This is a genomic window from uncultured Flavobacterium sp., from assembly GCF_963974175.1.
Taxonomy (GTDB): domain Bacteria; phylum Bacteroidota; class Bacteroidia; order Flavobacteriales; family Flavobacteriaceae; genus Flavobacterium.
In genome coordinates this window covers 299,927-324,391 of the sequence record NZ_CAXBBR010000001.1, presented here as the reverse complement: position 1 = coordinate 324,391, position 24,465 = coordinate 299,927, and the positions used below count along the sequence as shown (strand labels likewise).

The 24,465-nt window shown below is 34.2% G+C and carries 23 protein-coding genes and 2 tRNA genes; 14 read left to right on the top strand and 11 right to left on the bottom strand.

Annotated elements, in window-relative coordinates; translation table 11 throughout:
• The first annotated feature begins 134 nt into the window (after window positions 1-134).
• The 7 genes from topA to AAC069_RS01400 all read left to right on the top strand — a co-directional run bounded on the left by topA (window position 135) and on the right by AAC069_RS01400 (window position 9,751).
• Window positions 135-2,666: a type I DNA topoisomerase gene (topA, locus tag AAC069_RS01430; protein WP_339918747.1), complete on the top strand. Its 2,532-nt coding sequence runs from the start codon at window positions 135-137 to the stop codon at window positions 2,664-2,666.
• A gap of 1 nt (window position 2,667) precedes the next feature.
• The gene (locus tag AAC069_RS01425; RefSeq protein WP_339918746.1) at window positions 2,668-3,819 is read left to right on the top strand and encodes a formimidoylglutamase; all 1,152 of its coding nucleotides are present in this window, start codon (window positions 2,668-2,670) and stop codon (window positions 3,817-3,819) included.
• Window positions 3,820-3,947: 128 nt separating this feature from the next.
• Window positions 3,948-5,360, top strand: coding sequence for a gliding motility lipoprotein GldK (gene gldK, locus AAC069_RS01420; protein ID WP_339918745.1), 1,413 nt, complete (start codon window positions 3,948-3,950; stop codon window positions 5,358-5,360).
• 27 nt (window positions 5,361-5,387) lie between these two features.
• Window positions 5,388-6,035 (top strand): gliding motility protein GldL, encoded by a 648-nt coding sequence (gene gldL / locus AAC069_RS01415; protein WP_339918744.1) that lies wholly within the window; start codon window positions 5,388-5,390, stop codon window positions 6,033-6,035.
• Window positions 6,036-6,081: 46 nt separating this feature from the next.
• Complete coding sequence (gldM, locus tag AAC069_RS01410; RefSeq protein ID WP_339918743.1) at window positions 6,082-7,629, top strand: gliding motility protein GldM; 1,548 nt, start codon at window positions 6,082-6,084, stop codon at window positions 7,627-7,629.
• A gap of 49 nt (window positions 7,630-7,678) precedes the next feature.
• Complete coding sequence (gldN, locus tag AAC069_RS01405; protein WP_339919015.1) at window positions 7,679-8,569, top strand: gliding motility protein GldN; 891 nt, start codon at window positions 7,679-7,681, stop codon at window positions 8,567-8,569.
• 129 nt (window positions 8,570-8,698) lie between these two features.
• Entirely contained in the window at window positions 8,699-9,751 is a 1,053-nt protein-coding gene (locus tag AAC069_RS01400) for an FAD-dependent oxidoreductase (protein ID WP_339918742.1), read from the top strand.
• A 5-nt stretch (window positions 9,752-9,756) separates the two neighbouring features.
• Here the strand turns inward: AAC069_RS01400 and AAC069_RS01395 are convergent, their stop codons facing one another.
• The gene (locus AAC069_RS01395) at window positions 9,757-10,137 is read right to left on the bottom strand and encodes a DUF983 domain-containing protein (protein WP_339918741.1); all 381 of its coding nucleotides are present in this window, start codon (window positions 10,135-10,137) and stop codon (window positions 9,757-9,759) included.
• A gap of 74 nt (window positions 10,138-10,211) precedes the next feature.
• Between AAC069_RS01395 and AAC069_RS01390 the strand changes: the two genes are divergently transcribed.
• Window positions 10,212-12,119 (top strand): ABC-F family ATP-binding cassette domain-containing protein, encoded by a 1,908-nt coding sequence (locus AAC069_RS01390; protein ID WP_339918740.1) that lies wholly within the window; start codon window positions 10,212-10,214, stop codon window positions 12,117-12,119.
• A 199-nt stretch (window positions 12,120-12,318) separates the two neighbouring features.
• Here AAC069_RS01390 and AAC069_RS01385 read toward each other — a convergent pair whose 3' ends face one another.
• Window positions 12,319-13,287, bottom strand: coding sequence for an App1 family protein (locus tag AAC069_RS01385; protein WP_339918739.1), 969 nt, complete (start codon window positions 13,285-13,287; stop codon window positions 12,319-12,321).
• Window positions 13,288-13,352: 65 nt separating this feature from the next.
• Here AAC069_RS01385 and AAC069_RS01380 point away from each other — a divergent pair, with 65 nt between their 5' ends.
• Window positions 13,353-14,222: a diacylglycerol kinase family protein gene (locus tag AAC069_RS01380; protein WP_339918738.1), complete on the top strand. Its 870-nt coding sequence runs from the start codon at window positions 13,353-13,355 to the stop codon at window positions 14,220-14,222.
• An 8-nt stretch (window positions 14,223-14,230) separates the two neighbouring features.
• Here AAC069_RS01380 and AAC069_RS01375 read toward each other — a convergent pair whose 3' ends face one another.
• Window positions 14,231-15,379 (bottom strand): 8-amino-7-oxononanoate synthase, encoded by a 1,149-nt coding sequence (locus AAC069_RS01375; RefSeq protein WP_339918737.1) that lies wholly within the window; start codon window positions 15,377-15,379, stop codon window positions 14,231-14,233.
• A gap of 96 nt (window positions 15,380-15,475) precedes the next feature.
• On the opposite strand from AAC069_RS01375, the gene AAC069_RS01370 reads away from it, so the two are divergent.
• Window positions 15,476-15,751, top strand: coding sequence for a 4a-hydroxytetrahydrobiopterin dehydratase (locus tag AAC069_RS01370; protein ID WP_339918736.1), 276 nt, complete (start codon window positions 15,476-15,478; stop codon window positions 15,749-15,751).
• Window positions 15,752-15,809: 58 nt separating this feature from the next.
• On the opposite strand, the gene AAC069_RS01365 is transcribed toward AAC069_RS01370, so the two are convergent.
• Window positions 15,810-16,292: a DUF1761 domain-containing protein gene (locus AAC069_RS01365; protein ID WP_339918735.1), complete on the bottom strand. Its 483-nt coding sequence runs from the start codon at window positions 16,290-16,292 to the stop codon at window positions 15,810-15,812.
• A 178-nt stretch (window positions 16,293-16,470) separates the two neighbouring features.
• Here AAC069_RS01365 and AAC069_RS01360 point away from each other — a divergent pair, with 178 nt between their 5' ends.
• Window positions 16,471-17,325 (top strand): Two component regulator three Y domain protein, encoded by an 855-nt coding sequence (locus tag AAC069_RS01360; protein ID WP_339918734.1) that lies wholly within the window; start codon window positions 16,471-16,473, stop codon window positions 17,323-17,325.
• A 435-nt stretch (window positions 17,326-17,760) separates the two neighbouring features.
• On the opposite strand, the gene AAC069_RS01355 is transcribed toward AAC069_RS01360, so the two are convergent.
• Window positions 17,761-17,833 (bottom strand) — tRNA-Met (locus AAC069_RS01355).
• A 34-nt stretch (window positions 17,834-17,867) separates the two neighbouring features.
• A tRNA-Met gene (locus tag AAC069_RS01350) sits at window positions 17,868-17,940 on the bottom strand.
• A gap of 117 nt (window positions 17,941-18,057) precedes the next feature.
• On the opposite strand from AAC069_RS01350, the gene era reads away from it, so the two are divergent.
• Window positions 18,058-18,939, top strand: a complete 882-nt coding sequence (era, locus tag AAC069_RS01345) for a GTPase Era (RefSeq protein ID WP_339918733.1) — start codon at window positions 18,058-18,060, stop codon at window positions 18,937-18,939.
• Between the two features lie 160 nt (window positions 18,940-19,099).
• Here the strand turns inward: era and AAC069_RS01340 are convergent, their stop codons facing one another.
• On the bottom strand, window positions 19,100-19,597 hold the full coding sequence (locus tag AAC069_RS01340; RefSeq protein WP_339918732.1) for a hypothetical protein: 498 nt from the start codon (window positions 19,595-19,597) through the stop codon (window positions 19,100-19,102).
• Between the two features lie 108 nt (window positions 19,598-19,705).
• On the opposite strand from AAC069_RS01340, the gene der reads away from it, so the two are divergent.
• Window positions 19,706-21,016 (top strand): ribosome biogenesis GTPase Der, encoded by a 1,311-nt coding sequence (gene der / locus AAC069_RS01335; RefSeq protein ID WP_339918731.1) that lies wholly within the window; start codon window positions 19,706-19,708, stop codon window positions 21,014-21,016.
• Between the two features lie 79 nt (window positions 21,017-21,095).
• Entirely contained in the window at window positions 21,096-21,887 is a 792-nt protein-coding gene (locus AAC069_RS01330; protein ID WP_339918730.1) for an SDR family oxidoreductase, read from the top strand.
• Window positions 21,888-22,075: 188 nt separating this feature from the next.
• Here AAC069_RS01330 and AAC069_RS01325 read toward each other — a convergent pair whose 3' ends face one another.
• The 4 genes from AAC069_RS01325 to AAC069_RS01310 all read right to left on the bottom strand — a co-directional run bounded on the left by AAC069_RS01325 (window position 22,076) and on the right by AAC069_RS01310 (window position 24,458).
• Window positions 22,076-22,303, bottom strand: a complete 228-nt coding sequence (locus AAC069_RS01325) for a hypothetical protein (RefSeq protein WP_339918729.1) — start codon at window positions 22,301-22,303, stop codon at window positions 22,076-22,078.
• A 230-nt stretch (window positions 22,304-22,533) separates the two neighbouring features.
• Window positions 22,534-23,337 (bottom strand): TPM domain-containing protein, encoded by an 804-nt coding sequence (locus AAC069_RS01320; RefSeq protein ID WP_339918728.1) that lies wholly within the window; start codon window positions 23,335-23,337, stop codon window positions 22,534-22,536.
• Between the two features lies 1 nt (window position 23,338).
• The gene (locus AAC069_RS01315; RefSeq protein ID WP_339918727.1) at window positions 23,339-23,776 is read right to left on the bottom strand and encodes a TPM domain-containing protein; all 438 of its coding nucleotides are present in this window, start codon (window positions 23,774-23,776) and stop codon (window positions 23,339-23,341) included.
• Window positions 23,777-23,870: 94 nt separating this feature from the next.
• Entirely contained in the window at window positions 23,871-24,458 is a 588-nt protein-coding gene (locus AAC069_RS01310; protein ID WP_091084057.1) for a LemA family protein, read from the bottom strand.
• Window positions 24,459-24,465 lie beyond the last annotated feature (7 nt).

Sequence of the window (24,465 nt, the reverse complement as noted above, 5' to 3'; positions counted from 1 at the left end):
GACGTGTTTTGTTGGAAAACAGTATGGGTCTTACCTTTATTTTAGTGCTTATTAATTTTTAATGCCACTTTTAAAATTGTCAAAAGCACTATATTTAAAAAAAACTTCTACTTTTGTCTCAGAAAAATAGAGCAATGGCAAAGAATTTAGTAATAGTGGAGTCCCCTGCAAAGGCGAAAACAATCGAGAAATTTTTAGGTAGTGATTTTCAGGTAGAGTCAAGTTACGGGCATATTGCCGACTTGCCTTCTAAAGAAATTGGGGTAGATGTAGAGAATGGTTTTAAGCCTAAATATGAAGTTTCTGCTGATAAGAAAGCCTTAGTAACTAAGTTGAAAGGATTAGCTAAAAAAGCCGAAATGGTTTGGTTAGCAAGTGATGAGGATCGCGAGGGTGAAGCTATTTCTTGGCATCTTGCCGAAGAATTAAAATTAGACAAATCAAAGACAAAACGAATTGTATTTCATGAAATTACCAAGACCGCTATCCTAAAAGCGATTGATAATCCTCGTGAAATAGATTATAATTTAGTAAATGCACAACAGGCTCGTCGCGTCTTAGACCGATTAGTAGGTTATGAATTATCTCCTGTTTTATGGAGGAAGATTAAAGGAGGACTTTCAGCTGGTCGTGTGCAATCTGTTTCGGTTCGTTTAATTGTGGAGCGTGAAAGAGATATTCAGGAATTTAATGCAGTAGCAAGTTATTCTATTGTTGCAGAGTTTACCAATGAGTCAGGGAAATCATTTAAGGCAAAGCTTCCTAAAAATTTCAATACCAAAAAAGAAGCGGAAGATTTTTTAAACAAAAATATTGGTTCTACTTATAAAGTAGCAGACTTAGAAACAAAACCAACCAAAAAATCACCAACAGGACCTTTTACTACTTCGACATTACAACAAGAAGCGGCAAGAAAATTATATTTACCTGTTGGAATTACAATGCAATTAGCGCAGCGTTTATACGAAGCTGGACTTATAACTTATATGAGAACGGATAGTGTGAATCTATCTAAAGATGCCATGGAAGCTGCTGAGGCAGAAATCATAAAATCGTACGGGAAAGAATTTTCTAAACCTCGAACTTTTGTCAATAAAAGCAAAGGGGCGCAGGAAGCACACGAGGCTATTCGTCCCACAGACATGTCGCGTCATACGGTGAACATTGATAGAGATCAAGCTCGTTTATATGATTTGATTTGGAAAAGAACTTTAGCTTCGCAAATGAGTGATGCAAAGTTGGAACGAACAAACGTAAAAATTGAAGCAAACAATCACGGTGAAATTTTTACGGCTTCTGGTGAGGTTTTGCTTTTTGAAGGTTTCTTGAAAGTGTACTTGGAAGGTCATGATGACGATGAAGAGGAGCAAGAAGGGATGTTGCCAGCAATGAAAGTCAATGAAAAACTACAGAATAATTACATTACAGCAACGGAACGATACTCAAGAGCTCCAGCGCGTTATACAGAAGCTTCTTTGGTTAAAAAACTGGAAGAACTAGGAATTGGTCGTCCGTCAACTTATGCACCTACCATTTCTACTATTATCAACAGAAATTATGTTGAGAAAGGAAATCTGGACGGTCAGGAACGTAATTATACGCAATTGGTTTTGCAATCAGGAAAACTAGAAGAGAAGTTGCTTAAGGAGAATACAGGTTCTGATAAAGGAAAATTAGTTCCAACAGACATAGGAACAATTGTTACTGATTTCTTAGTGAAGAATTTCGGAAATATTTTAGATTATAATTTCACTGCAAAAGTAGAGCAGGATTTTGATGAAATTGCAGAAGGGAATGTGAACTGGACGGAGATGATGCAGGAATTCTATGATAAATTTCATCCAATAGTAAAAGATGTAGAAGCAAATGCTGAAAGAGAAAGCGGTGAAAGAATTCTAGGAAAGGATCCAAAAACTGGAAAACAAGTTTCCGTTCGTTTAGGAAAATTTGGACCAATGGCTCAAATTGGAGAAGCAGATGATGAAGAGAAGAAATTTGCTAGTTTAATGCCTGACCAAAATATTGGAAATATTGGTTTGGAAGAAGCGTTGAATTTGTTTTTGCTTCCGAAAAATTTAGGAGTGTATAAAGAGGAAGAGGTTGAGGTGAGTAATGGTCGTTATGGTCCTTACATTCGTCATGGAGCCGCTTTTGTTTCCTTGCCAAAAGGAGAAAATCCTTTAGATGTAGATTTTGACAGAGCAAAAGAATTGATTGATGAGAAAGCAATCGCTGATGCGCCTATTGCAGTCTATAAAAGTGAGGGTGTTCAGAAAGGTGTTGGTCGTTTTGGTCCTTTTATTAAATGGAACGGTTTGTTTATCAATGTAAGTAAGAAATATAATTTTGATAATTTGTCACAATCAGATATTGAAGCCTTGATTGAAGATAAATTGCAGAAAAATATTGATAAAGTTCTGCATAACTGGGAAGAGGAAGGGATTTTAGTTGAAAAAGCACGTTGGGGGCGCTCTGTTATAACCAAAGGAAAGATAAAAATTGAACTTCCCAAAGAAGTTGATGCTACAAAATTGACATTGGAAGAAGTTCAGGAAATGATAGCTAAGAAGACACCTGCAAAAAAAGTGGCTGCCAAAAAAGCGCCAGCTAAGAAAGCAGCTGCTAAAAAGCTCGCAGTTAAGAAACCTGTAGCAAAAAAGAAATAGAATGGAATTTGATTTTTTAGAACCTATCGATACTGAAATTCTTGAATTAGTTCAGGGGTTGACTTCTCAACAGTTGGGGAGTAAGGTGGTTTTTCATACAAAAGACCAGTTTCCAGATTTAAATAAGATTAATATTGCTGTAATTGGGGTTTTAGAGAGCCGCGGTAGTGGTGAAAAGACAGAAAATGTTGATTTATCAGCAATTCGTAAAGAATTGTATACTATGTTTCCGGGTAACTGGGATGCGTCAATCGCTGATTTAGGGGATATCTTGGCCGGAAATTCTATAGAAGACTCTTATTTTGCTTTGCGAAAAGTAGTTTCAAACTTAATTAAGAAAAAAATCATCCCTATAGTTATCGGTGGTTCCCAAGATTTGACATTTGCACTATATAGAGCTTTTGACGAATTGGAACAGATGGTAAATTTAGTTTCAATAGACAGTAAATTCGATTTTGGAAAAGAAAATGATGAGGTTTCCGCTTCATCTTATTTGACTAAAATAATTATTGATGAGCCGAACAATCTGTTTAATTATTGCAACATAGGGTATCAGACTTATTATAATTCGCAAGAAGAGATTGACCTAGTTGAGAAGCTGTTTTTTGACGGCTATAGATTAGGAGAGATTTCTAATAACATTGCGTTAGCGGAGCCAGTATTTAGAGATGCAGATGTAGTTAGTCTTGATTTGAATTCTGTGAAATCATCAGATTCGGGAAATTTTAATACGTTTGCGCCTAATGGTTTTAACGGAAAAGAGATATGTTCTTTGTCTAGATATTCTGGTATTAGTGATAAAGTGTCTATATTTGGGATATTCAACCATAATAATTCAGCTCAAGAATCTGTTCTGATTGCGCAGATAATTTGGTATTTTATAGAAGGATTTCATTACAGATCTAATGAATACCCTTTTGGAAGCCGAGAAAATTATATAAAATATATCGTTCCTCTTGAAGAAGAAGTTCTTATTTTTCATAAAAGTGACAAAACGGACAGATGGTGGATAGAAATACCATTTATTTCCAATGGGAATAATAAATTAAAGAGAAATACGTTATTACCTTGTTCTTACGATGAATATTTAGGAGCATGTAATCAGGAATTGCCCGAAAGATGGTGGAAGGCACAACGTAAAAACAGCATTTAGAAAGAAGGTTTTATACAACTAAATTAATTTTATAAAAAAGAATGTTTAGTTTAAATTTATTGTTTTTTTAAAAAATAATAAATAGGTTTACAAAGTTTTATAATAATGAATATATAACCCGCATTTATATGAAGAAGTTCATTGCATTTATGGCAATATTGGCACTGTTAGTCGGCTGTGGTAAGTCAGGCGACAAAGGTGAGTTGGTCGGAGCTAAAGGAGGTAAATGGCATCCTGAGAAACCATATGGTATGACTTTAGTACCGGGAGGTGCTTTTACTATGGGTAAATCTGATGATGATGTAGCTTCAATACAAGATGCACCAACAAAGACAGTAACTGTTAGGTCATTCTATATGGATGAAACTGAGATAACAAATAGTGAGTACCGTCAATTTGTGGAATGGGTAAAAGACTCTACAATGAGAGTGCGTTTAGCTATTCTTGCAGACATGAGTGGTATAACCGCCGCAGATGGAAAAGGAAAAGGTAAGAATTCTGGCAGTATAGGGGATTTTGCATTCAATGATTCAGATCCTGAAAAAATGACAGCTTACGACAAGTACATGTACGATAACTATTATAGTATTGGTACAGATGATGATCCTTATGCTGGAAGAAGGCTTAATAAAAATGTAAAGTTAATCAAAGACCCTAAATTATATCCAGATGAATATTATGTAGAAGTTATGGATTCAATGTATTTGCCATTGGAAGCTTCTTATAACGGATTGCGAACTATCGATGTTGATAAATTGAAATTTCGATATTCTTGGATGGATATTCAAGCTGCAGCAAAAGCTAAGGTTGGGAAAAGGAAAGATTTTATAAAAACAGAAGAAGTAAAAGTATATCCAGATACCACAGTTTGGATTAAAGATTTTGCATACTCGTATAATGAGCCAATGCATAATGACTATTTCTGGCATAAAGCGTATGGAGATTATCCTGTCGTTGGAGTAAAATGGACACAAGCAAAAGCTTTTTGTGCTTGGAGAACATTAAATAAAAACAGCTATATTAAATCAAAGAAAAAAGGGCGTGATTTAATTAACTCATTTAGATTGCCAACAGAAGCGGAATGGGAATATTCTGCAAGAGGAGGTTTAGAGTCAGCTACATATCCTTGGGGTGGACCTTATACTAAGAACGATCGCGGTTGTTTTCTTGCAAATTTCAAACCAAACAGGGGAGATTATGCAGCCGATCAAGCATTGTATACAGTGGAGGCGAAATCATATGAGCCAAATGGTTATAATTTATATAATATGGCAGGAAATGTTTCTGAATGGACAGATTCTTCTTATGACCCAAATGCATATGAATATGTTTCCTCAATGAATCCAAATGTATTAGATGCTTCTAATAAACGTAAGGTAGTTCGTGGGGGGTCATGGAAAGATGTTGCTTATTTCCTACAGGTAAGTACAAGGGATTTCGAATATGCTGATTCTGCACGAAGTTTTATCGGATTTAGAACCGTTCAGGATTACATGGGATTGCAAACGACCGGAAACGGTAAAAAAGTTAAAAACAGATAAAAAAAACTCCTTAAATCAAAAAAAATTATGGCATTATTAAGTAAAAAAGCAATGAATTTCTCATATGGAATGGGAGCTGCAGTAGTAATCATAGGTGCGTTATTTAAAATTACGCATATTGAGTTTGGAATTATTACTGGAAATTTAATGTTGACAATTGGATTGGTTGTTGAAGCCTTAATTTTTGCTCTTTCTGCATTTGAGCCCGTTGACGATGAGTTAGATTGGACATTGGTTTATCCAGAATTAGCTAACGGTGTAAAAGGACCGGCTAAAAAAAGAGTAGAAGCGCCTTCAGATTCACAAGGAATGTTATCTCAAAAATTAGATGCTATGTTGAAAGATGCTAAAATTGACGGAGAATTAATGTCAAGTTTAGGAAACAGTATCAAAAATTTTGAATCTGCGGCAAAAAGTATTGCTCCAACTGCTGAATCTATGGCTTCAACACAAAAATACAGTGAAGAGTTAAGTATAGCGGCTGCGCAAATGGAATCTCTAAACAGTTTATATAAAGTACAGTTGCAAAGTGCTTCAAGAAATGCACAAATCAATGAAGAAGTTCTTGATAACAACTTAAAATTAAAAGAACAAATGCAGTCATTGACGACTAACTTATCATCATTGAACAATGTTTATGGTGGAATGCTTTCTGCAATGGGTAACAAAGGGTAATTAGTTTCGAACTATACAAAAAACAACTAACTAATTATTAGAAAATATGGCAGGAGGAAAACTAACCCCAAGACAGAAGATGATAAATCTGATGTACTTAATTTTTATCGCAATGTTAGCTTTGAATATGTCCAAAGAGGTTTTATCAGCTTTTGGGATATTAAATAAAAAAATTGTTGAATCAAACTCAATTACTGATACTAGAAATGAAAGTTCATTTTTGCAATTAGCTCAAAAAGCAGTGGATCAACCAGGGCAGTTTGGAGACAAAAAAGTAAAAGTTGAGAAAATAAGAGCGGTTTCTAAAGAGTTTAACGACTATTTGGAAAACATAAAAACAGCAGTTACCAAGGATTTAGTAAGAGATAAAGAAGGAAATTTGCCTTACGAACAAATGGATAAAGGAGATTTAATTGACAGGATGTTTTTTACTGGAGATAAAGTTTCTAAACAAGGTCAAGAGTTTCTTGATAAAGTGAATAATTACTCTGCTCAAATAAAACAAATTGGAGGAAGTTCAATTGCTGAATCTGAAATGAAAAAAATTGAAGCAAGATTTGCTACAACTCCGGTATACTCAGAAAAAGCAGGTGCTAAATTAGCTTGGATAGATTATAATTACAAAGGATTTCCACTTATTGCTACTATAACTAAATTATCTCAATTACAAGCAGATATAAAAGCGACAGAAAGTGATGTAATGAGCGGAATGTTTCAAACTGACTTAGTTGCTGCAGCTTCATTAACTGCTTATCAACCGATAGTAGTGCTAGATAAATCAGTGTTTTTTCAAGGTGAGGCAGTTACAGGTAAAATTATATTAGGAAAATTTGACCCATCATTAAAGGCTAAATCCGTTATTATTAATGGTTCTAGTGTTCAAGCAGAGGCTGGTCAAGCTAAGTTTTCTTTTGGATCAGGTAATATTGGAGAGCACCCAATAGGAGGTTCTTTCAATTTTGATGAAGGTGGTAAAGTAGTAAGTTTACCTATAAAAGATAAATATGTTGTTGTTGCCAGACCTAAATCAGCTACAATATCAGCTGATAAAATGAATGTTGTATATAGAGGAGTTGTAAATCCTATGACAATATCATTTGCTGGAATTGCAGATAGTGATGTGTCAGCAAGCGCTACTGGTTTGTCTAAAGTGGGTGGTGGAAGATACAACATGAGCCCTGGAGGAGGAACAGAAACAATAATTAATGTTACTGGAACGCTTCCAAATGGTGATAAAGTTTCGGATAGAAAAACATTTAGAATTAAAGGAATTCCGGGTCCAACTGGTACTATTAGAGGAGAAACAGGTGTAGTAAAAGGACCTAAATCAAATTTAGAGATTGCTACAATTGGTGCTAAGCTAGAAGATTTTGATTTTGAAGTTGGTTTAGATGTTGTAGGTTTCAATTTAAAGGTTACAGGTCAAGGAACAGTTGTTGTTCAGGGAGATAAATTGAATGCACAATGCAAAGCTGTTCTTTCTAAAGCAGGAAGAGGAGATCAAGTTACGATTTCAGAAATTAAAACTAAGCTTGTTGGTGCTGGTAGTTATTTATTGCCAAGAACTGCTCCAGTTATTTTTGAAATACAATAATAAGCAAGTGGTCTTAAGGGCTACTTCAATATCTTATAATCATATTATGATGAATGTTAGAAATTTTTTAATAGTTATTATTTCCATTACTGGAGGTTTTGCTTCTTTTGCACAATCTAATTTGCTAAATGCAAAAACACCAGATGAGATAGGTCTTAAAACTGCGGCACAACTCATATCAGACAATGATAAGCCATTGGCTTATGGTTATGTGCATGACAGAGATATTTTGATGGGTAAAACTGTTTGGGAAATTATAGATTTAAGTGAAAAAATAAATTTTCCTTTATATTTTCCAATAGATACTGCAAATATTGGTTCTAACAGACGTTCGTTATATGATGTTCTGATTAAAGCTGTGAAAAGTAAAGAAATTACTGAAGTTTATTCGGATAGTTATTTTAATACAAAAAAATCATACAAGGATATACAGTCAGCATTAAGTTTTACTGAGATGACAGATGCCGGTAGAGAGCAAGTAAACGCAGGTTTACAAGTATCTCCTGAATATATTTTAACCTCTGATATAACAGCGCAAGACGTGGTTCAGTATAAAATTAAAGGATATTGGTATTTCGACAAACGTCAAAGTGAATTAAAATACCGTTTATTGGGTATATGTCCGGTGACACCTGATGTTTATACGTTGAATAATGATGAGAAGGATTATATCGAGTTGTTTTGGGTGTTCTTCCCGTCTGCTAGAGAAGTTTTGCATGATGCAAAAGCTTTTAATGATGCCAATTCTGCAATGCCAATCTCGTTTGACCAAATATTGAACTCCAGACATTTTAACAGTGTTATATACAAAGAAGAAAATGTATATGGAGATAGAGCAATTGACGAGTACATGAAAGATAATGCACAAAATCAATTGTTAGAAGCTGAAAGAGTAAAAGAAAAAATTCGTGATTTTGAATCAGATATGTGGAATTATTAATTTCATATTTTGTTAAATAAAAGGAAACTCTTATCGATTACGATAAGAGTTTTTTTTATAAGTATTTTTTAATTTTGGTACTTTTAATGTTCTTTCTTTGTGTTTTGTTTTAACGGTTAGTTTTATAGTATGATTGATTATTTAATAATAGGTTCAGGACTCGCGGGTATTGGATTTGCTGAAACAGCTTTGCAGAATAATAAGACGATTTTGGTAATGGATAATAATTCCCAAAATTCTTCCAAGATTGCGGGAGGATTGTACAACCCTGTTATTCTTAAGCGTTTCAGTGAAGTTTGGCAGGCACAAGAGCAGTTGCTGGCTATGAATGAGTTCTATAGAGTTTTGGAAGATAAACTAAAGACTAAAGTTGATTTTAAGAAACCTATTCTTAGGAAGTTTTTTTCTATAGAAGAGCAAAACAATTGGTTCGCAGCGTCAGATAAAGCTGCATTGGCACCATTTTTATCTACGGAATTAATCAAAAAAAAATATTCGGGAATCGATTCGCCGTACAATTACGGGGAAGTATTACAGACAGGGTATGTAGATACTGTAGTTCTATTAAAGAAGTATAGGGAGTATCTCGTTAGTAATAATTTGTTCCTAGAGGAGTCATTTGATTATGAATTACTCGAGATTATACCTGGCGGTATTCGGTATAAAGATATTGAAGCCCAACACATTATTTTTGCAGAGGGTTTTGGGATGCATGCTAATCCTTTTTTTAAGCATTTACCTTTAGACGGTACAAAAGGGGAGTTGTTTATAATTAAGGCTCCTGGACTTGATTTGGACGTTATTATGAATACAAGTGTTTTTATCTTGCCTTTGGGTGACGATCTTTTTAAAGTGGGTGCAACTTACAACTGGAAAGATAAAACAGATCTAATTACTGAAGAAGGGAAGCAGGAATTAATTGACAGAATAAAAGAAATTGTTAGCTGTGACTTTACAATTGTCGAACATTTTGCCGGAGTGCGCCCAACAGTAAAAGACAGGCGGCCCTTAGTAGGTACACATCCCATGTACTCTTCAATACACATATTAAATGGATTAGGTACGCGAGGCGTAATGCTTGGGCCTACGATGGCTAAGGCTTTGTATGATGCCGTAGAAAATGAGATTCCTTTGGATTCCTCAATTAATATAAGAAGATTTCTTCCTAAAGGAGAGAGGTAGTCTTGTTATTGCTTAAAATTGGGATCATAGGACACAAACATATTAATATATATATTTCTGGACCATCGTAATACAATTGGAAATAGAACAAGAAGGGAAGCTATTATAGATATAAAAGCCACTTTTAGTGAAGAATTTAATAGCACATACGATATTATAAAGGCTGCGATTCCAATAGCTACATTTAGTCCGTAACTAACATACATAGCTCCATAAAAGAAGGAAGGTTCAATTTGGTATTTCAACCCACAATGGCTGCAATTTTCGTTCATTTTTAAGATATTACCCAAATGAAGTGGATTTGGGTCTAAATACATACTTTCTTTCTGACATTTTGGACAAGTTCCTGTTAAAATGCTATATAATTTGGATCCTTTTTTTAACATTTGCAAAAAATTTAATTTTTCCTTTTTTTGGAGTTACAAATTTACTAATTCGAAAAGGAATAAAATCATAATACATGCTTAATATACACAATTTATCTGTCTCGTTTGGAGGTTCCTATTTATTTGAAGAAGTTACTTTTAGATTAGGTGCCGGAGACCGTGTTGGTCTTGTTGGAAAGAATGGTGCAGGTAAATCGACAATGCTCAAAATGTTGGCTGGGGATTTTCTACCTGATACAGGCGTGATTTCTCAAGAAAAAGAAGTTCGTATGGGCTTTTTACGTCAAGATATTGATTTTGAGCAAGGCCGTACAGTTTTGGAAGAGGCTTATGAAGCTTTTGTCGATATAAAGATAGTAGAAAAGAAATTAGAAGAAATCAATCATCAATTAGTCACTCGTACTGATTATGAAAGCGAGGAATATTCGAAAATAATTGAAGATTTATCTGATTATACGCATCGTTTTGAATTATTAGGTGGTTATAACTATGTGGGTGATACCGAGAAAATTCTTCTTGGATTAGGTTTTAAAAGAGAAGTGTTCAACAATCAAACGGAGACTTTTTCAGGGGGTTGGAGAATGCGTATTGAATTAGCCAAATTATTATTGCAAGCCAATGATGTATTATTGCTGGATGAGCCAACCAACCACCTTGATATTGAAAGTATCATTTGGTTGGAGAGTTTCTTGCGTAATTATATAGGTGTTGTAGTAATTGTTTCGCATGATAAGATGTTTTTAGATAATGTTACCAATAGGACAATTGAAATCTCTCTAGGTAAAGCATATGATTTCAATAAGCCTTATTCTCAATACTTAGAGTTGCGTCACGAAATACGTGAAAAACAATTGGCTACACAAAAGAATCAAGCCAAAAAAATTGAAGAGACAGAAAAATTAATCGAGAAGTTTCGTGCCAAAGCATCCAAAGCTTCTATGGCACAGTCGATGATTAAGAAACTGGATAAAATTGAACGCATCGAGGTCGATGAAGATGACAATTCAGTAATGAACATTTCGTTTCCACTCTCTAAAGTTCCAGGACGAGTGGTAATCGAAGCAGACCATGTTACAAAAAGCTACGGAGATAAAACCATTTTAAAAGACATTTCACTGTTGGTAGAACGTGGAAGCAAGATTGCGTTTGTCGGTCAAAACGGACAAGGTAAATCAACTTTCATTAAGGCGATAGTCAATGAATTTGAATATGAAGGAGATATAAAGTTAGGGCATAACGTACAAGTAGGTTATTTTGCGCAAAACCAAGCAGAATATCTGGATGGTGAGATTACTTTACTTCAAACTATGGAAGATGCCGCATCGGATACTAATCGTATGAAGGTGCGTGATATGTTGGGTTCATTCCTGTTTCGTGGCGACGATGTTGAGAAAAAGGTAAAAGTCCTTTCAGGAGGAGAAAGGAACCGTTTAGCGCTTTGTAAATTGTTATTACAACCTATAAATGTGTTGGTAATGGATGAGCCTACAAATCACTTGGATATTAAATCTAAGAACGTTTTGAAATCAGCATTACAAAAATACGAAGGAACTTTACTTCTGGTTTCTCACGATAGGGATTTTCTTCAGGGTATGTCGAATATTGTTTATGAGTTCAGAGATCAAAAGATAAAAGAGTACTTAGGAGATGTTAACTACTTCTTAGAGCAACGCAATTTAGAGAATATGCGCGAGGTCGAGAAGAAAGATGCACTTAAAGCAGCTGCTCCTAAAGACAGTAATAAAGCTTCCTATGAAGAACAAAAGAAGGGGAAAGCTTTACAAAATCGTTTGAGTAAAATTGAAAGTCAAATTAAGCAATTAGAAAAAGACATTCAGCATGACGATAAAATGTTAGCTTCAAATTACAATAAAAACATTGAAGATGCTTCTTTCTTTAAAGCATACAATAAAAAGAAAGCCGAGTTAGATAAATTACTTTTGGACTGGGAAGTGGTTCAAGAAGAGATTGATAAAGCCTAATTAATAGGTCGTTTTAGAATTTATGAGGAGCTTTTTCCAGCTGTTCATTCCATCCTTTCTGGTCTCGTTTATTTTTTTCTACATACTAAAAGGAGCTTCCGTAGGTCGCTCTTTTAGTCTAATAAAAAATATAACGAGGCTGTAAAAGGATTTCATTGCCATCTGGGCTATTGCATCCTTGCAGTGAATAACTTCTTTTTTAAGAAATTAAACCTGCCTTCTTCGAATGTGAAATCGCTTGGGCACTATTTTTAAAATAGCAAACCGAAATATCCAGCGTTTCTAGATTTTCCAATACTTTCGTTACCTTCTCTTTTTTATATTCCCCCGTTTGTCTTATATATACCGCTTTGACAGTCAATGGAAAAATTTTACTTATAGCTTCATATAAAAAAGGATCATGTTGGGAGTCATCTCCAATCAGTACATACTTCAAACTGGGATAGAATTCTAAAATATGTTTTATTTTTTCAAACTTATGATTATGGCCTCCTCTTCCAGACCATAAAAAATTCAATAGACTTGTTTTAATATCTTTTAACAGTAAAACAGCTTTGGGTAATTTGTGGATTTCGGTAAATAGCACAAGAAATCGGTATAAATTCCACTCACTACTGGAGACGTAAAAAAAAGCATTTAGTTCTCCTACATTCGCTCTTCCTGAAGAGCTTAATGCTTGGAAGTGCGGGACAACATCTTCAAAAACTTTTCTGGAATGGACATTTCTAAATAAGAGGTGGTATAATTTTTTAAATGGATTTAGGGTATACGATACCAGAAATGTATCATCAATATCAGATATGATTCCTAAATTACCTATCCTTGGTCGGAAGTAGCTTTCTTTGGTTACAATAGTCTCGTTCTTATAAATAATACTTACTTTATAGTCAATCCAACCATAATCATCAGTTTGTGCTAACGGGATGCAAAATTTGAAATAACCGTCAATTAACGTTTTTGTATGTATTTTTATATCGTTATGAACTAGGTACACGTCTGCGTTTGCTTGTGTTTTAATTCGAAACATACTGATTACAGATCTTGCATTTCGTAAGTTTTTTGACAGGAAATCGTAATCTTTTTTTGTGGTAGGTTTGAAAACATGCCCCATCACAATTAGTTCTTGCTCATTTGCATAACCACGATATAATTTTAGGATCGGTCTCATTTTGTTTACTACTTTTGAAGTATGTTGAAAATTAATTATTTTTAATCAATAAAAGAAGTAAAACCTTGAAAAAGAATATCATATTGATTGTTAATCCTGTTGCGGGGGGAATTGACAAATCAGAAATTATTGAAGCAACTTCACTTTTTGCAAATAACGAAGGGCTGAATTTTGTGTTGTATACCACTACAGCTATTGATGATATTTCTAAAATAAAGAACTTATATGATGCATTCAAACCGGAAAGGGTAATTGTAGCCGGAGGTGATGGAACCATAAAATTAGTTGCTGAAGCATTGGAAGGCGTAGATGTTATTTTTGGAATAATACCAGCTGGTTCTGCTAATGGATTGGCTACAGATTTAAATATCCCTAAAAAACTGGAGGAAAGCCTGCTAATAGCTTTTCACCATGCATTTATGGAAATGGATATGATCGTTATCAATGATAAGAAAAGTTTGCATCTCAGTGATCTAGGTTTAAATGCAGAACTCATAAAAAACTACGAGAATAGTGCTGTGCATGGAAAGTTAGGGTATGCTTTACAAGTTTATAATACGTTGGCTGATAAAGAAGAGCCATTCACAGCCACAATTACTGCTAATGGTCAAATAATAGAATGTATAGCGCAAATGTTAGTTATAGCCAATTCTAAAAAATACGGAACAGGTGTAGTTATTAATCCCGAGGGCATAATGAATGATGGAAAGTTCGAATTGGTAGTTTTAAAAAATTTGGATTTGAGCATTTTTGCTAAAATTATTACCGGTAATATACCAATCGAATCTGGAGATGTAGAAATTATTTCAACTGATAGAGCGAATATCAAATTGCATTCACCGGTAAGTTTTCAAATTGACGGGGAGTATTGTGGTAGAGAAATAGAACTGAATGTAGCCATTTCTCCTCACAAATTAAAAGTTGCTATTCCTTAATGTTTTTTTTATTTAAAGGGATTTCGTTCCTTCCATTCCATTTTAGGTTCAAAATAGCTAAAAGTTCTTGAAACAAACAAGTTAATAAAAGGATTGCTGTGTTGCATCATCCCGTACATATTCACAGGTTTTGCGCCCACTGAACTTTTAATTTCTAATGCTGTCCTGGCAAAAATAATACGGCTGTATCTTTTGTTAATTGAAAAACCAATCATGTCATAGAGCATATTTAGATATAACATCTTTTCTCTTTGGTAGATTTCGTCATAACCTAGGAAATAGGTGTCAATATCTTTCCCGTTTTTTATCAGTGTGTTGAATCCAATTAATTCGTCTCCGACGAAGTAACCGTAAAAAAGAAATTTATCTTTTAGTAGTGTTTTTAAAGTTGTAAAATGGTTTTCAGATAAATAAAAGGTATTAAACGGAGCGTTCTTAGCCACATTCATATACAATGAATATATTCTTGTATTATAATTTGTGATTTCTTCGAGAGATAACTTTCTTTTCGAAATTGCTTCTGCTTTTTTTCGAGCCCTTTTATACTGGTCTCTGTATTTTTTAGATAAATCTGCAATGTAATCATCAAAATTAGACCAGGAATCCCTAATATTGAAGATCATATTAGGTTGGGTTGTAAACTTAAAAAAGGATTTAAATTCTGGAATTTGGAAATGCTGAACTCCCTCTTCTGAAAAATCTTTAAAGATTGTAAGATGGATTTTTGTGCCGTTTGTACGGAAATTTTTCTTTAACTCATCTGTCGCTTTTTTTAATAATGCGAATCCTTCTGAAGTAGGTAATTTTGCACTGAAACAACATCCATTTTGCCCAGTTAGCATATTGTTACCAAGTACCAATACATTAGAACTGAAATTTTTAAAGACGAAGTCGCGTACGATTGTTTTTAGGCAATGGTCTCTTTCTCCAAAGGAATGTAGTTCACTCAAGTTGATGTACTGCGTCACTGCTATGCCGACCAATTCTTCATTAAGAAACATTCCGATAAAATGGCACTGCACATTTTTTGGAGCTGAAATCGCTAATATTTCTAAATAATCTCTAGAAAGAAATATATTGTTTGTTGCCAAAGAGTCCCAATTTGGAGGAGTATTTGTAACCGAAGAATAAATTTGGAAGGAAAAGGTAGAGCTCAAGGGATCGAAAAGTTAGTATTTGTCTAAATTAATATATAAAGTTAAATAGCAAAGCAATTAGACAAATTTTAACTAATTTTAATAAAAACGGAAATCATGAATATATACAATGAAGTTACAGCTCAGCCAATATTAAAAGATTTGAAAGACTGGAAGTATAATGATAGCGGAATCGAAAAGAAATTTGTATTCAAGAATTTTAGTCAAGCACTCGCTTTTATAGTCCAGGTAGGTATTATAGCTGAGAAACAAGGGCATCATCCCGAACTATTCAATGTGTATAATAAGGTAGATATTCGCTTATCAACTCATGATGCAGACGGTTTGACGGATAAAGATTTTAATTTGGCAAAAGCCATTGAGCAACTATAAAATAAATCTCGCCTCTTTATTCTAAAAAGAGGCGAAACTTTATGATAAAAGGAAATGGTTATTCCCAAGCGCAAATTATACCACCCATTAACATAAGGCAAACAATCCAAAAACCACCGTTTATTAAAGTGTATTTCCAGCTTCTTTTTTCGAATAATGCATTGGTTCCAATAATTGGTAATGCAAGAAACAAACCAGCAATAAAGCCGTGAAGTAGGCCGTGTTTAAAGGTACGGAAAGCGGTTCCGTAATCAGCCATAAAACTCACATAAGATGGTTTTGCCAATGTTGGGTCGCCACCAATCATACCGACTGCACCCCATTGATGAATGACTAAAAATTGAAGAGTCATCGCAATTAGAAAAGCATAAAATACTGCCATTCCAAAAATTAAGAACATGTTTCTAGCTTTCATTATGTCTTCGGTCATACCTGCTTCTTTCATCCACATAGTTCCAAAAACTTTTGGGTGATACCAAACAAATCCTACCAGTAATGTTGTGACTGCTGCAACTAAAAGTGCTAAAAAATTGATTTCCATAGGGTTAGTTTTTTAATTAACAAATCAAATGTAGTATATTTTTTAGTAATATTAAAATGACATTATGTAGGAAAAACACTCTTTAATTTAATAATAAGATGTAGTTCGTCGATTTTATTTGTCGATAATCTGTTTAGTATGTACATTTAATCATTGGAAAACGTATAAATTCAAGATTATGAAAAATATTTTCACTCTACTACTAACAGTTTTGGCATCAGTTGCAATGATGGCAGAAGTTTCAGTTTCTGACAAAACAGTTCTTTTGAAATTGTATAATGCTACAAATGGAGCAAATTGGAATACAAAGTGGGATTTATCTTCCCCTATATCAACTTGGTATGGTGTTGTATTGGAAGGAGATAAAGTAGTGTCGATAAATTTAGCAGATAATAATCTTACTGGTGAAATACCGAGTGAAATAGTGAATCTTACTGATTTAAGAGAGTTGAATTTACATAAAAACGGGATATCTGGTACAATACCATCAGCTTTAGAAAATTTAAAACAATTAGTGGTTTTGGATTTGTCATTTAATAAATTGACAGGGACTATTCCATCTTCAGTAGGGGAGTTGAACAAGTTGGTCGTTCTTGAACTTTATATGAATAGACTTTCTGGTGAATTACCTGCTCAAATTGGAAAATTAAAACACTTAGAAACGTTGGCCGCTTTTAATAATGAATTGGAAGGTCAAATACCAAGTTCGCTTTATGATGTTGCTACGTTAAAGACATTGCTTTTAAGCAGTAACAAGCTAAGAGGTAAATTAAGTGCCGAAATTGCGAAGTTAACAATGTTAGAGAACCTTAGTTTATTTGAAAACCAAATGGAAGGTCAAGTTCCTTTTGATTTAGAGAAATTAAATAACTTAAAAGAAATGAATATTTCTTACAACCAATTTAGTGGATTGATATCAAGAAAATTAGCAGTGTTAGATACTTTAAATATGACAATGGTAAATGATAAAGGTGTTGCTATTTTGTTAGATGTGGCGATGGATATTGAAAGACCTTTAGTGTCTGAAGATTAATAATAATAACTTCATATTAAATATATAGTTTGTTGTTTTGAATAAGTTTAGTTAGTTTTATTAAACCTGTGTGGCTTGAGCTTCATGGGTTTTTTTATTTTAATTATGTAATAACTATTATGGTAAAGCTATTAAGTTATTAGAGCAATGTAATATCAATAATGTCAACGAGTGCAAATAAATAGGTTTAAAAGGATTGAAATAACGAACATAACATTGGTGTTATAAGATTATTATGATGTTTGATGTTAATGCAAAAAAAAGTTTAGAGAGTTTCGTTGCTACAAAAAAAAGCTTCACATTGCTATGAAGCTTTTTTTATTGACTGTGTGTTGACAACTGTAAGTTGTTTTCTCTTGGTGTATGTGAGTCATTGTTAAGATTTAAGAGTAAATGCAATAAAAAAAACCTTTCATTTCTGAAAGGTTTTCTTAGTAGCGGGAACTGGACTCGAACCAGTGACCTTCGGGTTATGAGCCCGACGAGCTGCCTACTGCTCTATCCCGCGATGTGCGTTTGCAATCTCAATAAAATTAACTTAGTAGCGGGAACTGGACTCGAACCAGTGACCTTCGGGTTATGAGCCCGACGAGCTGCCTACTGCTCTATCCCGCGTTGTTTCGGGTGCAAAGGTACAACGAATTTTATCATTTGCAACAAAAATTTTAAAAAATGTTTTATTTTATCTATTCACTTGATATAACTACCTTTGTAAAATAAATAATATATTAAATGTCACATAAAGCAGGTTTTGTAAATATCATCGGGAATCCAAACGTTGGGAAGTCCACATTAATGAATGCCTTTGTAGGGGAAAGATTGTCTATCATTACGTCTAAGGCACAAACGACTCGTCACAGAATCCTTGGGATCGTAAACGGAGAAGATTTTCAAATGATCTTGTCTGATACTCCTGGGATTATTAAGCCAGCGTACGAAATGCAAGCATCGATGATGAACTTTGTAAAGTCCGCTTTTGAAGATGCTGACATTTTAATTTACATGGTCGAAATAGGAGAGCAAGATTTAAAAGACGAAGCGTTCTTCAATAAAATCATTCATTCAAAAATACCTGTTTTATTATTGTTGAATAAAATTGACAATTCTAATCAGGAACAATTAGAAAAACAAGTGGCTTTTTGGACAGAGAAAGTGCCTAATGCAGAAATATATCCTATATCAGCTTTGCAGAACTTTAATGTTCCAGAAGTTTTCCAAAGAATAATTTCGCTTTTACCAGAATCACCGGCCTATTATCCAAAAGATCAATTAACAGACAAGCCAGAGCGTTTCTTTGTAAATGAAACGATTCGTGAGAAAATATTGTTGAATTACAGCAAGGAAATTCCATACGCGGTAGAAATTGTAACCGAAGAATTCTTTGAAGATGAAAACATCATTAGAATACGTTCTTTGATTATGGTGGAGCGTGAAACGCAAAAAGGAATTATTATTGGGCATAAAGGAGCTGCACTAAAAGAAGTAGGGATGGACTCTCGTGCCGATTTAGAGAAATTCTTTGGAAAGCAAATCCACATCGAGTTATATGTGAAAGTAAATAAAAACTGGAGAAGCAACGTAAACATGTTGAAACGTTTTGGTTACAACCAATAAGCTTGTAGTTTTATCGTTTTGATGTTATATCAAGAGTAAAGAATCTAGCGTTTAGTTTCGTCAGATCTTAAAAATAAAAAAAAATCAATATTGGAATTTAAATTCCAATATTGATTTTTTTTTGCAAAATTCGCTCGTGACGGGATAAGGTTTGTAATAATTAGGATGCTAGAATCTTTAAGAAGAGCGTTTCTAGTTCATTCATTTGGTCATGGCCATTTTCGCGAATTTGTTTTGCGATAAAATACAATAGAAACCATGAAAATATCATGAGGCCAATAACTATAAAATCGAACGTCATGCTATTTTTTAAAACATAGTCAGAATAGGCTATGCCACTAAAAGTTAAAAATATTCCGGCAATTATAAAATGTAGAAACATAAAAAAGGTCCATAAGGTAGGGTCAGGGCCAAATAAGCCTCTTATATGTGTTTCGTTGTCGTTTTTGGGCTCTAATTCCAAATGTAAATGAGGGGAATAATAGGACTTTTTGTTGTCTTTGATATTTAGCCAAATATGCGTCCCACCCGTTTTTACAGAAAAATCGTCGCAGTTTGATTTTTTGTAGTTTTCAAATTTTTGAAGTACTATGTCTGTGTTTTCTGGAACATCTTTGTAAAATCGTAAACGAAGTCTTAATTCATTATTGGTGTCCATGATAGCAATGTTATATCAGTTAAAAAGGTAAGGATGTGCTAATGTATCAAAAAAATTGATAGTCACGGGATTAAACACTACCTTTGCGGAATATTTGAAAATTAGATTATGAATAACATTGTTGCGATAGTAGGAAGACCTAATGTAGGGAAATCAACCCTTTTTAATAGGCTGATACAAAGAAGAGAAGCTATTGTAGATTCAGTTTCGGGAGTTACCCGAGATAGAAACTATGGTAAAAGCGAGTGGAACGGAAAAGAGTTTTCTGTGATTGATACAGGAGGATATGTTCGTGGTTCTGATGACGTTTTTGAAGGCGAAATCCGTAAGCAAGTAGAATTAGCGATCGACGAAGCCGATGTTATTATATTTGTCGTTGATGTCGAAGAAGGGATCACGCCAATGGATGATGCTGTTGCGAGACTATTACGTAAAGTAACTAAACCGGTTTTACTTGCTGTAAATAAGGTGGATAATGCGATGCGTGAAAAAGATGCAATTGAATTCTATAACTTAGGTTTAGGAGAATATTACACTTTTGCAAGTATTTCAGGAAGTGGAACTGGAGATTTATTGGACGCATTAATTGATGCATTTCCTATAAAGCCAGAACCAACACAGGAAGAAATTGAATTGCCTCGTTTTGCAGTAGTAGGAAGGCCAAATGCTGGAAAATCAAGTTTTATTAATGCATTAATTGGTAAAGACAGGTATATTGTTACTGATATCGCTGGTACTACTCGTGATTCTATTGATACGAAATTTGACCGTTTTGGTTTCGAATTTAACTTAGTTGATACTGCGGGAATTCGTCGTAAGGCTAAAGTAAAAGAAGATTTAGAGTTTTATTCTGTAATGCGTTCGGTGCGTGCCATCGAGCATTCTGATATTTGTATTTTGATAATTGATGCCACTCGTGGATTTGAAGGTCAGGATCAAAGTATTTTTTGGCTAGCTGAAAAGAACAGAAAAGGAGTTGTGATTTTAGTAAACAAATGGGATTTAGTTGAAAAGGAAACGATGTCAACTCGTGATTATGAAGAAAAAATAAGAGAAGAATTAATGCCATTTACTGATGTGCCTATTCTTTTTGTTTCTGCATTAACAAAACAACGTTTATTGAAAGCATTAGAAGCAACTGTAAAAGTTTTCGAAAGTAGACAACAACGTATTGCTACTTCTAAATTCAATGAGTATATGTTGAAAGTGATTGAAGCGTATCCACCACCTGCAACAAAAGGGAAATATGTAAAAATCAAATACTGTATGCAGTTGCCGACTAAAACGCCACAGTTTGTATTTTTTGCTAATATGCCACAATATGTAAAGGAACCGTACAAACGTTACCTTGAAAATAAAATTAGAGACAACTGGGATTTCTCAGGTGTTCCAATCGATATTTACATTAGAGAGAAATAGTTTTTATTTCCATATTTATAGAAGAAAGTTTATCGAGTTAGTCATAACTCGGTAAACTTTTTTACATTTATAATAAAAAATGGCATCTATAAATAACAAGGTAGTTTGGATTACTGGAGCTTCCAGTGGTATTGGGGAGGCTTTAGCGTATGAATTAAGCCAAAGAAACTGCAAGCTCATACTTTCTGCGCGGAATATCGAAAACCTCGAGCGTGTGAAAGCCAAATGCTCAAATGCAGACGTGGCTGTCCTTCCTTTTGATTTAGCAGATTTTAATAATGCTAACAATCATGTTGAAAAAGCCATTTCTTTTTTTGGAAAAATCGATGTCCTAATCAATAATGGAGGAGTGAGTCAACGCTCACTTTTAGTCGATACTGATTTTGAGGTAGACAAAAAACTCATTGAAGTAGATTATTTAGGAACGGTTGCTATCACAAAGGCGTTATTACCGCATTTTATTTCGAAAAGAAAAGGACATTTTGTAACCATCACTAGTTTAATGGGCAAATTCGGTTCTCCATATCGCTCCGGTTATTGTGGGGCAAAACATGCCTTACATGGTTTTTTTGATGTGTTACGAATGGAGCATCAAAAAGACAATATCAATGTCACAATCATTTGCCCGGGATTTATACAGACGAATGTCGCAGTAAACGCACTGACGGGAGATGGATCACTACAAAACAGCAACGACCAAGCTACGCTGAACGGTATGCCGGTAGCAGTCTTCGCTAAAAAATTAGTAAAAGCTGTCGAATCAAATTCGTTTGAATCTTATATAGGAGGAAAAGAAGTGCTTGGCATTTATATAAAACGATTTTTTCCTAAACTGCTACATCGTCTTGTGCTAAAAAGCGAAGTGAGATAATCTACCTTTATTTTTCTTCTATAGATATTATTATAAAAATCACCTTTAGTACTGTTTTACGTTTGTTTTGTGTAAAAAGGGAGCGCTTAAAATTGGATACGATAATAATCGCCGATTCTTTCTTTTTGAAAGTATCATATAATTTTTTTTATCGGTTTTTAATTAAATAGCTGCTGTTTGTTCTATCTCTAGTCATCTAAAGTATCCATAGGATGATCACCGTACCAGTCTTTAAATGTTTTTGTCGTGGTGTATTTATCAGTCAGAACCGTATAAACCATAAAAAGGATTAGTAATTCTCCAAAAATCACTAAACTTAGGAGTATGGGTAATGCTATGTTGGTTTGACATAAACCGACAAAAATAAATACAAATGCAGTAGTAAACCACACTAGTTTTATTGCAAAATTTTTCATGATTTTTTTCTACTAAATTTACAAGTAATAGTTTAAAAAATAAGTTAACTATTTGATAATCAATTATTAAAATAATTAATAATTAAAAATTAAATTGATTTGCCGTAAATGAAGTAGGTTAATACAAAATACTAGAAACTTGGTGTTAGTTAACAAATGAAAGAGTTTATAATCATAAAAAAAGCTGCAAATTGCAGCTTTTTTTTATAATTGAATAAAGTGAATCTTTTTTACCAACTTCCGCTTGATCCCCCTCCAGAAAATCCCCCACCGCCAAATCCCCCACCGAATCCGCCGCCGCCAAATCCTCCACCAGAAGACCCACCGCCAAAACCACCGCCTCCGCCACCACGACCAAGACTGCTTAGGAGAATGACGTCTAATAAGCTTGGGCCACCGCCACCGCGATTACCCGAGTTACCGCCACCACCTTTGTTTTTAGAAATAAGGACAAGGATAATAACGATAATAATAATGAAAGGTAAAACAGGAAAATCTTTTCCTTTGGTCTGTTTTCTTTCGCCTTTGTATTTTCCTTTAAAGACATCAATCAACGCATCTGTTCCTTTGTCAAGTCCGTTGTAATAGCTACCAGATTTAAATTCAGGAGTAATGATATTTCTAATTATCTCACCACCAATTCCCGCAGTTAAACGATCTTCAAGTCCGTAACCAGGATTAATTGCTATTTTTCTTTCGGCTTTAGCCACCAAGATTATAACACCATTGTCTTCTTTTGCTTGGCCGATTCCCCAAGTTTGAGCCCAGCGAGTGGCTAATTGGCTCACGTCTTCGCCTTTCAGGCTTTCAATGGTAATGACTACGATTTGAGTAGTAGTGGAATCAGAATAATGGATTAATTTTTCTTCTAATTGAAGTTTTTCCGTTGAGCTAAGAACGTTGGCATAGTCATAAACTGAAGTTGCTAAACTGGGTTTTTCAGGTATTGTAAATTGTGCGAATCCTATTTGTGTAATAAAAAAACAAATAAGTAGTTTAAAATAAAGAGAGATATTTAATTTAGGTATAATCATATTAGCCTTTTGAGATTTCGTTTGATAATTCATTCGTGTCATCTTCTGACCAGGGGAAATGTTTTTTTAATTGTTCTCCAGCGATAAGAATTCCGTCAACTAGGCCTTGTTTGTAATTGCCGTTTTTAAAATGAGCAACCATAGCCTCTTTTGTAGTGTCCCAAAAATCATTTGTAACAACATCATTAATCCCTTGATCTCCGCAAATTACAAATGTTTTGTCTTCTACTGCAAGGTAAATTAAAACCCCGTTTTTTAGTTCGGTTTCGTCCATTTTCAGTTCGTTAAAAACTTCTAGCGCACGATCAAATGCGTCTAATTCAGTCGTTTTTTCTAAATGAACTCTAATCTCTCCAGAAGTGTTTTTTTCGGCCACGCGAATAGCTTCAACAATTTCTTGTTCTTCTTCTTGGGTTAAAAAATCTTCTACTTTTGACATGGGAAAAATTTTTGAATGAAGATTAACGATTTTTCATTTTAGAAGTATTTACTCTGCAATCAAAAATCGTTAATCAAGAAAATGAAATCGTTTTTTAGAATTGTACTTCAACCGGTTTTTCAGCACCTACAACAGCTTCGAAATATGGTTTTTCCTTAAATCCGAACATACCTGCAAAGATCGAGTTTGGGAAAATTTTGATATGATTGTTGTATGGTTTTACCGCCTCGTTAAAACGCGTTCTGGCTGTAAGAATTTGATTTTCTGTGCTTGCCAATTCATCCTGTAATTTCAAGAAATTTTGGTTTGCTTTTAATTCAGGGTAACGTTCTACACTAACCAATAATCTGGAAAGAGAACTGCTCACGCCACTTTGTGCTTGATTGAATTGTGCTAATTGTTCCGGAGTGATGTTTGTAGGGTCAACTGTTACCGAAGTCGCTTTGGCACGTGCTTCTATAACTGCAGTCAAAGTGCTTTTTTCGAATTCAGCAGCTCCTTTTACAGTATTCACTAAGTTTCCGATTAGGTCATTTCTTCTTTGGTAAGAAGTTTGAACATTACCCCAAGCTTCATTAATACCCTGCTCATATACCACAGCAGTATTGTTGATTCCTTTTACATAACTGTATATACCGATGATAACTACGGCTCCGATAATCCAAGGCAAAAATCTTTTCATGTTTGTT